Origin of the sequence: Chryseobacterium sp. Marseille-Q3244 (assembly GCF_940807095.1) — a bacterium.
Taxonomy (GTDB): domain Bacteria; phylum Bacteroidota; class Bacteroidia; order Flavobacteriales; family Weeksellaceae; genus Chryseobacterium.
The window spans coordinates 126,007-140,816 of sequence record NZ_CALNWX010000010.1; the positions used below are offsets into that span (position 1 = coordinate 126,007).

General features: G+C 36.1%; 13 protein-coding genes. 6 read left to right on the forward strand and 7 right to left on the reverse strand.

The features are described 5' to 3' along the window. Positions 1-69: 69 nt before the first annotated feature. From NBX25_RS17470 to aceB, 5 genes are all read right to left on the reverse strand, one after another. The gene (locus NBX25_RS17470) at positions 70-453 is read right to left on the reverse strand and encodes a hypothetical protein (protein ID WP_250254574.1); all 384 of its coding nucleotides are present in this window, start codon (positions 451-453) and stop codon (positions 70-72) included. After that, positions 443-844 (reverse strand): acyl-CoA thioesterase, encoded by a 402-nt coding sequence (locus NBX25_RS17475; protein WP_123910204.1) that lies wholly within the window; start codon positions 842-844, stop codon positions 443-445. Before NBX25_RS17475 ends, NBX25_RS17470 begins: the two co-directional genes overlap by 11 nt. Positions 845-983: 139 nt before the next feature. After that, positions 984-1,559: an OmpH/Skp family outer membrane protein gene (locus tag NBX25_RS17480; protein WP_123910203.1), complete on the reverse strand. Its 576-nt coding sequence runs from the start codon at positions 1,557-1,559 to the stop codon at positions 984-986. A 228-nt stretch (positions 1,560-1,787) separates the two neighbouring features. After that, positions 1,788-3,068, reverse strand: a complete 1,281-nt coding sequence (gene aceA, locus NBX25_RS17485; RefSeq protein ID WP_250254576.1) for an isocitrate lyase — start codon at positions 3,066-3,068, stop codon at positions 1,788-1,790. Between the two features lie 118 nt (positions 3,069-3,186). Next, the gene (aceB, locus tag NBX25_RS17490; RefSeq protein WP_250254578.1) at positions 3,187-4,761 is read right to left on the reverse strand and encodes a malate synthase A; all 1,575 of its coding nucleotides are present in this window, start codon (positions 4,759-4,761) and stop codon (positions 3,187-3,189) included. 127 nt (positions 4,762-4,888) lie between these two features. On the opposite strand from aceB, the gene NBX25_RS17495 reads away from it, so the two are divergent. From NBX25_RS17495 to NBX25_RS17505, 3 genes are all read left to right on the forward strand, one after another. Beyond that, entirely contained in the window at positions 4,889-6,361 is a 1,473-nt protein-coding gene (locus tag NBX25_RS17495; RefSeq protein WP_250254580.1) for a helix-turn-helix domain-containing protein, read from the forward strand. Positions 6,362-6,419: 58 nt separating this feature from the next. Next, a complete protein-coding gene (locus tag NBX25_RS17500; protein WP_250254582.1) occupies positions 6,420-7,073 on the forward strand; it encodes a ComF family protein in 654 nt (217 codons plus the stop codon). Positions 7,074-7,209: 136 nt separating this feature from the next. After that, positions 7,210-7,896: an alpha/beta fold hydrolase gene (locus tag NBX25_RS17505; RefSeq protein WP_250254584.1), complete on the forward strand. Its 687-nt coding sequence runs from the start codon at positions 7,210-7,212 to the stop codon at positions 7,894-7,896. Positions 7,897-7,898: 2 nt separating this feature from the next. On the opposite strand, the gene upp is transcribed toward NBX25_RS17505, so the two are convergent. Further along, positions 7,899-8,549 carry a uracil phosphoribosyltransferase gene (gene upp / locus NBX25_RS17510; RefSeq protein ID WP_123910197.1) on the reverse strand — a complete coding sequence of 217 codons (651 nt, stop codon included), beginning with the start codon at positions 8,547-8,549 and terminating at the stop codon, positions 7,899-7,901. A 141-nt stretch (positions 8,550-8,690) separates the two neighbouring features. On the opposite strand from upp, the gene NBX25_RS17515 reads away from it, so the two are divergent. The 3 genes from NBX25_RS17515 to NBX25_RS17525 are packed head-to-tail and all read left to right on the forward strand — an operon-like array spanning position 8,691 to position 13,124. Beyond that, the gene (locus NBX25_RS17515; RefSeq protein WP_250254585.1) at positions 8,691-10,796 is read left to right on the forward strand and encodes a non-ribosomal peptide synthetase; all 2,106 of its coding nucleotides are present in this window, start codon (positions 8,691-8,693) and stop codon (positions 10,794-10,796) included. Continuing rightward, positions 10,796-12,610: a Pls/PosA family non-ribosomal peptide synthetase gene (locus NBX25_RS17520; protein ID WP_250254587.1), complete on the forward strand. Its 1,815-nt coding sequence runs from the start codon at positions 10,796-10,798 to the stop codon at positions 12,608-12,610. The genes NBX25_RS17515 and NBX25_RS17520 overlap by 1 nt, the downstream gene beginning before the upstream one ends. Before the next feature lie 31 nt (positions 12,611-12,641). Beyond that, a complete protein-coding gene (locus NBX25_RS17525; RefSeq protein ID WP_250254589.1) occupies positions 12,642-13,124 on the forward strand; it encodes a GNAT family N-acetyltransferase in 483 nt (160 codons plus the stop codon). Between the two features lie 119 nt (positions 13,125-13,243). Here NBX25_RS17525 and der read toward each other — a convergent pair whose 3' ends face one another. Further along, positions 13,244-14,554, reverse strand: a complete 1,311-nt coding sequence (gene der / locus NBX25_RS17530; protein ID WP_123910194.1) for a ribosome biogenesis GTPase Der — start codon at positions 14,552-14,554, stop codon at positions 13,244-13,246. Positions 14,555-14,810: the final 256 nt, after the last annotated feature.

A 14,810-nucleotide genomic window follows, 5' to 3' on the forward strand; every position in this document is an offset into this window, starting at 1 on the left:
ATAAGACAACAAAAAACTTTATTATGTTACAATCTTTTTTTATTTTTTTGATAAATGATTCAGTAAATTTTAATTAGGCTGTAATGGTTCAATTTTGTACCCTAACTCAGCTAAATAATTCAATCCATTTTGTTTCTCTATCTTATTCTTTCCGGTCCAACCCTTTTTTATTCCCTGTAAAATAAATTGATGTATATATTGGGGTGCATTGATATTGACCACTTCTATGGAATTTGTTTTGGTATTCATCAAACTGATTCCCGATTTCAGAGGCTGCCCCATAATATAATCATCAAAGGTTAGAAAATCAATGATTAAGGGAGCCTGTTTTTCACCATTTAAAAATATCTTTACAGTAAGCGTATTGGTTTCCGTTTCGGCATGAAATTGATCGGTAACAGAATATAAATACGCTCTCTGATTTATAATTATTTTTCTTAATTTATTCTTCACTCTGCTTTTTTAATTTTTCCAGCCAATTGTTTTCCAGCCTCTTAATCTTCTTTGCATTTGTATCAAATAGCACCCAAAGTGTACTTGAATCCACTACCAGTTCGTCATTACAATAGAATTCTACTTTCCTTGGCTGCTTAGCTCCTTCCGGGTTTTGCGGATAAGTTTTTACTGTAATTATATCATTGAGATATACTTGTTTTTTGTAACGAATATGATGATCCAGAAGCATCCAGGCATCATTCTCATACTCAGTTTTCTGTTTTAAAAGATTCCAGTGTTCTGCTGCTACTTCTTCTACCCAATGTACATATTGCACGTTATTGACGTGGTTATTCTGATCGATATGTTGTTCTGTCACTTTAATCTGTTTTTCATACACTAAATCCATCTTGTTGAAATATTTACCCAAATTTATGATTTAAAATAAAAGATTTCCAATGCTTTCCGTGCAAAAACCAATATTTATGGTAAAGAAAAACGGAACCAGATAAATCTGATTCCGTTTTATAGTATTCAATACATTGAAATTATTTTTTAGCTTTTCCTGCTGCAGGTTTAGAAGTTGTTGCTGTAGCTCCTAATTTTGCTTTTACTTGTGCAGTAATATCTTCACTTTCATCTGTGTAAACAAGGTTACTTCCCTGCGTGGCAATATCAAATACAAAGCTTAAGTTTCTTTCTTTTGATACTGTAAAAATAGCTGTTTTTATTTTTTGTTGTATTGGAGTAAACAGTTCGCCCTGCTTAGCAGAAATTTCTTTAGCTGCCTGTGCTCTTGCCTCTTCAATTTTTTTACCCAAATTGTCTAATTCTGTCTGTGCTGCAATCAGTTCTTTAGTTAAGGCTTCTTTATTAGTATCGTTGAATGTTTTTTCTTTATCCTGTGCTACTTTCAGCTTTGTCTGATATTCATTAATCAGTTTGTCAATTTCAGACTGTTTTGTTTTAGTCAGATTATCAATAGATTCGCCAGCTGTTTTTACTTCAGCCATATTGTCAAAAATATCTGCAGTATTTACACTTCCGATCTTCTGTTGAGCATTTACAGTATTAGCCGTTAAAGTTAATCCTGCTGCAATAAAAAATAATTTAATTAGTTTCATTATAATATATACTTTTTTCGAAAATTCTTTTTTTCCGTGTCCAAATATAGTATAATTTTTCATTTAAGATCATCCTCATTTTTTAGCCTTACTTAAAGTATAAAAACTATTCAAAAACAGTGTAAAAATCATACAAAAACTTTCATCACCAAAAGTTCCTTCAACATAAAGCCCCCCCCAAAAATTGAGGAGAGCTTCGATAATATGTATAATGCAAAAAACTGAACTTTAGTGAAACTGAGCCGTCTCTGTAGAATCTTTCATCGCTACGGTAGCTGAAGATCCGTTGGTAACAATATTCTGAACCTCATCAAAATATCCTGTTCCTACAAAGGACTGATGTTTTACAGCCCTGAATCCTTTCTGCTGTAAAGCAAATTCACGCTCTTGAAGTTCTGAATACCCGGCCATTCCTTTCTCTTTATAGGCTAAAGCCAATTCAAACATCGCCGTATTTAAAGCATGGAATCCTGCCAATGTAATAAACTGGAATTTATATCCCATTTTAGCTAACTCCTCACGGAAAGTAGACATTTCTTCAACACTTAGTTTAGCCGCCCAGTTGAATGAAGGTGAACAGTTATATGCAAGCATTTTTCCGGGAAACTTTGCATGAATTCCATCGGCAAATCTTTTAGCCTGCTCTAAATCCGGATTTGAAGTTTCCATCCAGATCAGGTCGGCGTAAGGTGCATAAGACAATCCTCGGTCTATCCCCTGTTCTACTCCATTTCTTACTACATAAAATCCTTCGGAAGTTCTTTCTCCTGTTACAAATTTTTTATCTCTGTCATCAATATCTGAAGTGAGTAGGTCTGCAGCATCTGCATCTGTTCTCGCAATAATAAGACTCGGAACTCCCAATACATCAGCGGCCAAGCGTGCTGCAATCAATTTATTAATGGCTTCCTGAGTAGGCACCAGTACTTTTCCACCTAAATGTCCACATTTCTTTGCAGAGGAAAGCTGATCTTCAAAGTGTACACCGGCAGCTCCTGCTTCAATCATTTGCTTCATCAGTTCAAATGCATTCAGGTTTCCTCCAAAACCGGCTTCAGCATCTGCGATAATGGGAACAAGATATTCTTTATCTCCGACTCCACTTACTGACTGAACCTGATCTGCTCTTAATAAAGCATTATTGATTTTTTTCACTACAGATGGTACTGAATTCGCTGGATACAAAGACTGATCGGGATACATTTCGCCAGAGAGATTTGCATCTGCTGCTACCTGCCATCCTGAAAGATAGATTGCTTCTAAACCGGCATCCACTTCCTGCACAGCCTGATTACCTGTTAATGCTCCCAATCCTGCCACATAATCCTGAGTATTTAATTTCTCCCAGAATTTCTTAGACATTTCTGTTGCAATCGTATAATCAATAGTATAAGAGCCACGAAGTTTTAAAACTTCTTCTGCTGTATAAGGTCTTTTTACGCCATTCCAGCGTGGGTTTGTCAGCCAATCTTGCTCTAGAGCCTGGATTTGTTCTTGTCTTGTTTTCATAATATTTGGATTTTGTTTGTTGAGTTATAGGGTTCGAGATTCGGGATACGAGGTTTAGAATGATTATCAACAGATACAGGATTAAAACTCTTAAACACTCAAGTCTTCTACTCTCAAACTAAATAAAAGGATATGCTTTCAGGGTTAAAAATTCTTCAAAATTTTCTGAGAAGATCAACTCATTAAATAATTCTTTGGCAAGGTTGAATTTTCCGTTTTTAAAACGGGCTTCTCCCACATATTTTTCAATATTGTCCATTTCTTCGGATTCCCATTGAAGAACCATATTTCTGGTTAATGTTCTGTCGTCGCTTAATACCGCTTCATTTTTCAGCCATTGCCAGATTTGTGTTCTTGAAATTTCAGCAGTAGCGGCATCTTCCATCAGGTTATAAATTGCTGCTGCTCCTGTTCCCATCAACCAGCTTTCGAGATAGAGGATTCCTACATTGATATTCTTTCTTACTCCTTTCTCTGTAATTTCACCTTTCGGGATTTCCAGCAGATTACTTTCCTGTATGTTGTATTCAAATTTTTTATCGATCTGATTTTTGGAAGGCATATATTCATCAAAAATATCTTTAGCTACTGAAACTAATGCAGGGTGTGCTACCCAGGTTCCATCATGGCCATTCTTTACTTCCCTTTCTTTATCGCTTCTTACTTTTTCGAACGCAATATTATTGGCTTCATCATCATTTTTTACAGGAATTTGCGCTGCCATCCCACCCATCGCATGAACATTTCTTTTGTGGCAGCCTTCAATCACTCTTTTTGAATACGCACTCATAAAAGGCGAGGTCATTGTTACCTGATCTCTGTCCGGAACAATAAATTCCGGAAGGTTTCTAAACTTTTTGATATATGAGAAAATATAGTCCCATCTTCCGCAATTCAAACCGGAACTGTGTTCTTTTAATTCATATAAAATTTCATCAATCTGAAATGAGGCTGTAATGGTTTCAATTAAAACCGTTGCTTTGATAGTTCCTTGTGGAATTCCCAAATATTCCTGAGCAAAGACAAATACATCATTCCACCACCTTGCTTCTTTATAATGTTCCAATTTCGGAAGATAAAAGTATGGCCCACTTCCCTTTTCCAGAAGCTTTTTTGCATTTCTGAAGAAGTAAATTCCAAAATCTATCAGGGATCCTGATGTTTCTTCATCATTAATCTTAATATGTTTTTCAGGAAGATGTAATCCTCTCGGACGGACTAACAAAACGGCTGTCTTTTCATTCAGCTGATAAGCTTTTCCTGCTTCGTTGGTAAAATCAATGGTTCTATTAATAGCATCGGAAAGATTAATTTGTCCCTCCATACCATTTTCCCAAGTCGGCGAGCTACTATCTTCAAAATCTGCCATGAAGGTAAAGGCTCCGGAATTCAGCGCATTAATAATCATTTTACGGTCAACCGGACCTGTAATTTCTACTCTTCGGTCTAATAAATCTTCCGGCAATGGTGCGCAAACCCAATTTCCATTTCTGATCTCTTCTGTTTCCTTCAAAAATTTCGGAAGAATTCCCTGATCGAATTCTTTCTGCGTTTTTTTTCGTTCTTCCAGAAGTGCTATTCTTGTATGATTGAAATTCTGGTGTAATGCGATTAAGAAATCTATCAAATCGGGAGTGAAAATTTCTTCAAACTGCTCTTGAGCCGTAATTTTTAATTGAGTCTTAGTTTCCATAACATGTTGATTTTGTGATTTGATATTACAAACATAAACAAAAACTTTTATAAAACAGCGAACGTTCGCTAAATTTATTTAAAAATTATTATGCGAATAATCGCATCTAATTATTTATATTTGAGTAATGAATTCAGAAAGCGACTTTATCAAAACAGTCTTCGGACTAAAACTGAAACAACAGAGACAAAAGAAAAACTGGTCTCTACAGGATCTTGCAGTAAAGACCGGATTATCAAAATCTTACCTTAATGAGATTGAAAATGGGAAGAAATACCCAAAACATGATAAGATCATCCAGCTTTCTGATGCACTGAACTGTACTTTTGATGATTTAGTTTCTACAAAACTGGATAAAAGCCTTGCTCCTTTTAATGAAATTCTACAATCTGATTTCTTCAAGGAAGTTCCTTTGGAATTATTTGGAATCAACAAAAATAATCTCATCAGTATCATTAGTGATGCTCCTAAAAAAGTTACCGCTTTTATCAATGCTCTGATAGAAATTTCCCAAAATTACAATCTTGGAAAGGAAAGGTTTTATTTTGCTGTTTTGAGATCTTTTCAGGAATTGTATGATAATTATTTTCCGGAAATTGAAGATAAAGTAAGCTTATTCACGGAAGAAAATCATCTTCAAATTGATAAAGATTTAAAGTCTGATATTCTGGAAACCATTCTTACTGAAAAATTTAGTTATACGATTCAATGGGAAGATTTTGAAAAATATGGAACACTGGATAATTTACGATCCTTATTTTTTCCGGATAAAAAATTATTACTTCTGAATAAAAAGCTTGAAAAGGATCAGAAAACATTTATCCTGGCAAAGGAAATAGGGTTTAATGTTTTGGAATTGAAAGTTCGTCCTACCACTTATTCATGGCTTGATTTTGGGAGTTTTGAAGAAATCCTTAATAATTTTTATGCTTCTTACTTTGCAGGCGCCTTATTAATTTCTAAAGAACCAGCCATTGAAAAAGCCTCTGAATTTTTCCAGCAAAATACCTGGGAACCGGAGAACTTTGCCAATCTCATTAACAGTTTTACCCATTCACCTGAAACTTTTTATTACCGACTCACCAATATTCTTTCTGCGGAAATGGGAATTAAAGATCTGTTTTATTTATGTCTGGTTAAAAAGAAAGGCTCTGAAAAGATTCAAATTCTTAAAGAACTTCATCTAAATCATCAACAGGCTCCTCATGCCAATGCAATGAATGAACATTATTGCAGAAGATGGATTGCTGTGAAAAACCTACACCATTTAAAGGAAAATGAAACTCTTACGGATGCTCAGATTTCTCATTATAAAGATCAGGGAATAAGCTATCTTGTTATTTCCACCTCTCAGAAAAATCCTTTTTCTGATGGAAGCAACAGAAGTTATTGCCTTGGGATTTTACTAAACTCACAAACGATCAAAAAAATCAGCTTCATAAAATCTCCATCGTTAAAAACCATTAATGTAGGAGTTACCTGTGAAGCTTGCAGTATCCCAGACTGTGAAGTAAGACAAGCGCCACCGGTTAGATTAGAAAAAGAACATTTTAACCTTAGCATGAAGAATGCCATTGAGAAGATAAAGAAGGATTTCTAAGTTGAAGGTTTGGGTATAAAGACTCAAAACTATTTTATATCTTAGTAAAAACACACTTATGATATTAGATCTGCTCTTTCCCAACCGGTGCCTTCATTGTAATAGAATTATTGAGAGTGATCTCTTAATATGTGATCTATGTTTTGGTCAAGTTCATTTTACACACTACAATTATTTCGAAAATAATCCAGTAAAGGAAAAATGCAAACTTCTTTTTCCTGTTGAAAACACTTATGCCCTTATTCAGTTTGAGGAAGATAGCTTAAGCCGAAAAATTATTCATGAATTAAAATACAGAAACAGAGAAATTACAGGAAAAATTATTGCAGAATGGACTACCGAGCGATTGGACTTTAAAGATCAAAAACCGGATCTTCTGGTCAGCGTTCCTCTTCACCCTAAAAAACAGAGAGAAAGAGGTTATAATCAGCTTCATTTGTATACAGAAACCCTTTCAAAATATTATGAAATCCCGTTTAATCATCAACTCATCAAGAGAAACTACTATTCCAAAGCCCAAGCGCTAAAGAATAAGAAGCATAGATTGGAAACGATCAATACCTTTTCGGTTACCCAATCTATAACGGGAAAGCATATTCTGCTCATTGATGATGTTTTTACAACAGGAACTACGATTTCCTCTATTGCCTGGGAGATTTTAAATGCTGGAGATAATACGGTGAGTGTCCTGGTGATAGCAATGGATGTATAGAAAAGTGAAGAATCAAAGTTTAAAGCTTATAGGTTTCTATTGTACATCTACCAACCCTTTAAGGCTAAATTCTGGTATGATTCCTTCGTTTTCGTGTTCCGAATCTTTTGCTTAATTTTCCGGAAAACAAATAATCATGCCGAATTTGGTTTTATTGCATGGAGCTTTAGGTCACTCCGAAATATTCAACCCTTATCTGGATGACCTTTCATCCTATTTTACGATTCATACCCCTTTATTTTCAGGACATGGAAATAGTGAACTTCCTTCAGATGGAATTAATATAGAGAAATATACCCAGGAGTTAGCAGAATATTGTACAGAAAACAATCTAACGGATGTGCATATCCTGGGACACAGCATGGGTGGTTATACTGCTCTTTGCTACGCCATGAAACATCCTGAAAATGTACATTCGATTATGACTTTGGGGACAAAATTCGATTGGACTGAGGAGCAAGCTTTAAAAGAAAGTAAAATGCTTAATCCGGATGCTATTCTTGAAAAAATCCCTCATTACGCTCAGACTTTAGAGAAGCAACATGGTTCAAAATGGAAACAGTTACTTCCTGCTATTGCTGATTTAATGATTGATCTGGGTAAAAATCCACCATTGAAAAATAATCTTTCTGCCATTAATATTCCGGTTCAGATTATGGTAGGAGATAAAGACAATATGGTCACTATTGACGAAAGCACAACCGTTTACAGAGAACTTCCCAATGCAAAATTGGCCGTACTTCCTGAGACAAAGCATCCCATGGATAAAGTACGACCCAATTTATTGTTGAATTTAATAAAAGATTTCTGGAATCTTTCCTAACATTACCTTTGAAGTTTTTCTCCGTAGCTTAAATCTCCGGCATCGCCCAATCCTGGTGTAATATAGCCTTTGGATGTCAATTCTTCATCAATAGCTCCTACCCAAATATGAGCTTCAGGATAAGCATTTTGGACCGTTTCAACACCTTGCCTTGAAGCAATAGCTGCTACGATATGAAGTTGAGTTGGACTTCCGTTAGTCAATAGATCTTTGATGGCTTCAATCAGAGAAGCTCCAGTTGCCAACATAGGGTCTGCTACGATTAAAGGTCTGCCCTCAATACTTGGACAAGTCAGATAATCCTGCTTGATAGAGAAATAATCATTGGCATCGTGCTTTCTATAAGCTGCTACGAAACCACAATCTGCTCTGTCAAGATAGTTAAGAATCCCTTCGAATAATGGAACACCCGCTCTTAAAATGGTTGTAATCACTGGTTGTACTGCAATTTCCCTGGTTTTAATGGTATCTAAAGGAGTTTGGATTTCAACATCTCTTACTTCTAATCCTTTACTGATTTCAAATGCCGCAATTTCTCCGATTCTTTCCATATTTCTTCGGAATCTCATTCGGTCATGCTGAACTTGAACGTTTCGAAGTTCATTAATCCATTCATTAACAAGGGAAAAATTTTGCGATAAAATAGTAAGCATGAAGATTTTAGGTTTTAATTACAGTTAGTAAAACATTAATTGCTGCAAAATTACAACTAAAAAACGAATTTGCAGATTGGATATGAGTAGAAATAAACTACATTTATGTAATTTTCCCAACACATATATATTATATTTTTAATGATGAAAAGTCTGATTTTAGGAAAAATCAGCCCAGAGTTTATAAAAGACGAAACTCTGCCTGAATTACTGGTTCCCACTTTTGAAAAATATGAGGGCAAAACGGCCTTTATATTTAAAGATAAAAAAATATCTTATGCCGAACTGGATAGTTGGAGTAATGCTATTGCTCTACAATTGCAAAGCCAGGGTGTACAACCCGGTGACTGTGTAGGGGTCTGGTATCCAAGAAGCCTAGAACTTCCAGTAGCGATACTTGGAATTTTAAAAGCAGGTGCTTCTTACATTCCTCTAGACCGGGAAATGCCTGAAGACAGAATCAAGAAAGTTTTTACTGATATTCATGTTAAAACTTATTTTTCAGATACGGATGCACACATCCACTGTCGGCCATTGTCAATTGCTTCTCAACCGCAAGAGATCGTTCCACCTCCTGCAATCCGTTCTAATCCGGATAGCTGGGCGTATGTATTATTTACTTCCGGAAGTACTGGAAACCCTAAAGGAATTCCCATTTCCCACCGAAACATATGCCACCTGGTACGTTCCGAGCAGGATTTTATAGAGATAAGAGATACGGACATTGTTTATCAGGGGTTTTCCGTTTCTTTTGACATGTGGTGTGAAGAGGTATGGATCAGCCTTTTTGCCGGAGCCACCATTTGGATTGCCGATGCTACAACGGTAAAAGCGATCGATGAACTCAGCCACGTTTTAACAGAAAACAATATCACGGTACTTCATGCGGTGCCAAGTATTCTGGCCATTATAGATGAGGTCCCTGCCATCAGGTTTATTAATACCGGTGGTGAGGCCTGCACTAAGCAGGTTCAGGAGAAGTGGGCCAAACCCTACAGAGTATTTATTAACAGCTACGGCCCAACAGAAACCACTGTTTCATCTAATATGGTAAGGCTGAACAGTCAGGAAGATCTTACAATTGGCCCTCCGCTTCCCAATTATCACATTGCTATTATTGATGAAAATATGAATATTCTTCCAAGAGGAGAACGTGGTGAAATGATTATTTCAGGACCAGGAGTAAGCAATGGTTATTTTAATCTTCCGGAACTCACTGAACAAAAATTCCTGCCCAATCCTTTTCCGGAGCTTCCTGGAGACAAGATCTATAAAACGGGAGATGCTGTTATCATAAGGGAAGATGGATTTATTGATTTCCAGGGAAGAATAGATGACCAAATTAAACTCCGAGGGTACAGAATTGAACTTGGCGAGATAGAAACCCATCTGAACCAACTTAAGGATGTTTCCTCCGCTGCCGTAGCAGTAAAAGAAGATTCTAATGGACAAGGTCAACTTGTTGGATATGCTGTTATGGGTAATGAAGCTTCATTTGATGAGAATGAAATGAGAAAGGAACTGGCTAAATTTTTAGCTCCCTACATGGTTCCTATTTCCATTGTTCAGATGAAGGAAATGCCAAGGATGCCGAGTGGTAAAATTGACAGAAAACGTCTTCCCCTTCCGGAAAGCTTTACCGTTCATCAAAAAAATGATGATATTAATATTGATATTGAAGCATCGGTAGAGGAAAGACTATTGCAGACCCTAAAATGGGTATTTCCGGGAAAGGATATTAATCTGAATCAGGATTTTTTTACCGATCTGGGAGGGCATTCTCTGCTTGCGGCTAATTTAGTATCACATTTACGTCAGAAAGCAGGAATTCCGACTGCCTCATTAAAGGAAATTTATGAAAACCGTCCACTATCGGCCTATTCGGAATGCCTTAAAAATAAACAAACACAAAAAGCATCCCATCAGGAACCTTTTCACAGGGTTTCAACTTTGCAGTATATCGCCTGTAATATTGCCCAGACTATAAGTCTTCTGGTGGTATTTGCCCTGTTGAGTATCCAGATATTTTTTCCTTATTTAAGCTATTATTATTTTCAGCTTAACGGATATGGATTACACTATGCATTATTAAGTGCATTTTTGCTGTACACTTTAATTCCACCAGTATATTCCCTCATTATTGTCTTAACCAAATGGCTGGTGATCGGAAAAATTAAGGAAGGAGATTATCCGCTTTGGGATGGTATTATTTCAGGTGGTGGTTATGGAAAACCATCAAAAGATTAATGCCTTCTGAATTTATCGTAGAAACACCATTATATCCAAAATATTTAAGATTACTGGGAGTAAAAGTGCATCCGAGCGCCCAGCTAAGCTTATTACCTATTGCTGCTGAAGACCTTGTTACCATTGATGAAAATGTAAATACAAGTTCAGGTTGCAGTATCGATAACGCTTCTGTTGAAAATGGTATTTTAAGAATAAGAAAAGTACATATTAAGGCTCATTCTTATCTTGGATCTTCTGTCATTGTATGTGGAGATACAGTGATTGAAGAATTTGGAGAACTTCAGGACTTGAGCTGTCTGAATGAAGGAGGAAAAATCGGATTTGGTGAAGTATGGAATGGGAGTCCTGCTGAAAAAGTAAGGGTAAAAACAGGAGAAGAAGTTGAAGTCCCTAAGCTTTCTTCGGCGGCTAAAAGAAACCGGTATGCTTTGTTATATTCATGTTCTTTATTTTTCTTTCCGCTTCTGATTGTTTTACCATTGGCTCCTACGCTTTACACCTTGTATTATCTGGATGACCGTTCTTCTGACTATAGTTTTTATTATCTATGGCAGGCTCCGATACTTTCCACTGTATATATTTTACTGTTTATCGCTGTTGTAAGTATCCTTACAAGGATTTTACAATACAAAATGAAACCGGGAATCTATCCTGTATACAGTTTTACCTATTACAGAAAATGGATCAAGGATCAGATCTTTAATCTGTCGCTTATTATTGTTCACCCGCTTTTTGCTTCAATCTATATCAGTAAATTTTATAGAATGATGGGTGCAAAAGTGGGGAAAAATGCCGAAATATCAACAGCCAGCGATGTTTCACACCATCTTCTGGAGATTGGTGAAGGCTCCTTTATTGCAGATGCAGTTATTTTGGGAGAGCATGATGTAAGAAATGAAAAATTAATTTTATCTAAAACAACTATCGGAAGTAACAGCTTTGTAGGAAACAGCGGACTTATCCCGCAAGGATATGAATTAGGAGACAACATGCTGATTGGTGTATTGAGTAAAGCTCCTTCTGAAGAACAGCTTCAAAACTCATCTGAAAGAGACTGGTTCGGATCTCCACCAATAGGACTTCCTTCGAGACAGAAATCTGACGGGTTCCAGGATAACCTCACCTACAACCCTTCTTTCGGTCTTAAACTGGCCAGAGCTATTGTAGAGGGAATCAGAATTATTCTTCCACAAACGGTAGTTATTATATGCAGTGTATTATTTATTGCCTATACCAGTACTTATTTAGAAGGGAAAATCTTTTATCTGTTGTTATTTGCTCCTTTTTATTATTTGGGAATCGTTGCCTTACCTTCTTTTTTCTTTACAGTATTACTGAAATGGATATTCGTAGGAAAGTACAAGAAAACCGAAATGCCGATGTATAGTCTGAAAGTATGGCTGAGTGAAGGAATTACGACCATCTATGAAGCACTTCCTGTACAGTTTTTCCTTGACTTTCTTCGTGGTACATGGTGGCTCCCTTTCTTCATGCGTTTTCTGGGAGTTAAAATAGGTAAAAGAGTATGGCTAAACACCACTGATATTACAGAGTTTGATATGGTATCCATTGGTGACGAATCTATGCTGAATGAAGACTGCGGACCTCAAACCCATCTTTTTGAAGACAGAATTATGAAAGTGGGCGGGGTAAAAATCGGAAGTCAGACAACCATCAACTCCAGAACAATTATTCTATATGATACTGAAATTGGAAATAATGTAAACATCGATGCTCTTTCATTAGTCATGAAAGGAGAAGTTCTTTCAGATAATACTTCGTGGTATGGAAGCCCATTGAGAGGGAAATAATTAAGCCGGAATTTGGTAAAAAAATATCATTATGAACTATTCCATCAAAAAAATTAAAATCACTGAAAATTTGCCTATCGTAGATGAACTGGTAGGAGAACTTCACATTTCTGAAAAAGAGATGAATAATAACACTGCCGACTGGAGTCAGATCCGGGACAATTATCTCCGGTTTATGGCAGAATGTGAGGAAGAAAATGAGGGTACTTTTCTCATTGCAGAAACTGATGGAAAGGCCATAGGTTTCCTGTTTGGATATGTTGATGAAAAAGATGACAGTAATTTTGAACTGGGAGAAGGCGATGATCTCTATGTTTCTGAAGGATATGTAAAAAAGGAATACAGAAAGCAAGGTATTTATTCAGCTCTTAATAAAGCATTTGAAGAGATGTATTCTGATCATACCATCCGAAAAATATATCGCTTTACACTTTGTAACAATGATACGATGCAGCGTTGGCTGGCTTCGCAGGGTTATCGTCCGGTAAGAATCGTTTATGAAAAATGGCTATAATAAAAGGCAGAAAGTTCTGTTTTGTGGAAAGTATTGTAAACAATCATATTAAAGTATCATTTAAAATAAAAATCTGGTAGGAAAACCTACCAGATTTTTTTATGATAAACACTGTTCTTTTATTTTTGTCTGAAATATACTTCAATCGGAACTCCGGTAAACCCGAATTCTTTTCTCAACTGGTTTTCAGTAAATCTCTTGTATGGTTCCTTCACATACTGTGGCAGGTTACAGAAGAATACAAACTGCGGTGATGGTGTAGGAAGCTGAACGCAATATTTAATTTTAATATATTTTCCTTTCAATGCAGGTGGTGGTGTATTTTCGAAAATAGGAAGCATCACTTCATTCAATTTTGAAGTTTTAATCTTCTTCTTACGGTCTTCATAAACCTCCATTGCTAATTCTACAGCTTTTAAGATTCTTTGCTTCGTTAAAGCTGATACGAATAGAATTGGAATATCCTGGAACTGACCAATTTTATCTTTGATTGATTTTTCGAAATCACGCATTGTATTGGTTTGCTTGTCTTCGATCAAATCCCACTTGTTCACAAGAATAACAATTCCTTTTCTGTTTTTCTGTGCTAATCCGAAGATATTCATATCCTGAGATTCCCATCCCTGAGTAGCATCTACCATGATGATAACAACATCAGAATATTCAATAGAACGGATTGATCTCATTACGGAATAGAATTCCAAGTCTTCATTTACTTTAGACTTCCTTCTCATTCCGGCTGTATCTACCAATACAAACTCGTGACCGAATTTATTATATAAAGTTTGAATACTGTCTCTTGTAGTTCCTGCAATATCGGTTACAATATTTCTTTCAACATCCAATAAAGCATTGGTCATTGTAGACTTTCCTACATTTGGACGACCTGCGATCGTGATTTTAGGTAATCCTTCAAAAGGATCTTTATATTCTGTAGTTGGGAAATCCTTTACAATATCATCCAATAGATCTCCTGTTCCTGAACCTGTAGCAGAAGAAAGCGTATAGTATTTATCAATTCCTAATTGGTAGAATTCTGTTGCAGGAAGTTCTTCTTTCGATGAATCTACTTTATTAATAACGATATAAATTGGCTTGTTGGATCTTCTAAGTAGTCTGTAAATTTCGTGATCAGTATCTGTAAGCCCTTCTTCCACATTCATCATAAAGATAATAGAAGTAGCTTCATCTACTGCTAATTGCACCTGTTTACGGATCTCTTCTTCGAAGATATCATCGGTGCCTACATCATATCCTCCGGTATCAATTACCGTAAAGTCTACTCCATTCCAGTCAGATTTTCCGTAGTGACGATCTCTGGTTACACCGGCTGTAGAATCTACAATAGCCTCTCTTCTCTCTAATAAACGGTTAAAAAGCGTGGATTTCCCTACATTGGGACGTCCAACGATTGCGACAATATTTGACATAAAAAATGTTTAATAATCCTTTTGCTCTGCTAAGGATAAGTTATTAATGGGTTACTCCAACTTTTGGAGCCCAATTTTTTGCAAAGATAAGATTTTATTATTTAGTATTAGAAACCTTCCTGATTCTGGAAAATTTCCACAAAAAATAATTCTTTGGCTATCAATGAATAAGCCTGCTACTCCCCTATTATGTTCATAATTTTTTAATTTTGATTTTCGTATTTAAAATAAATTCTATAATTTCGCAGCATCGAAA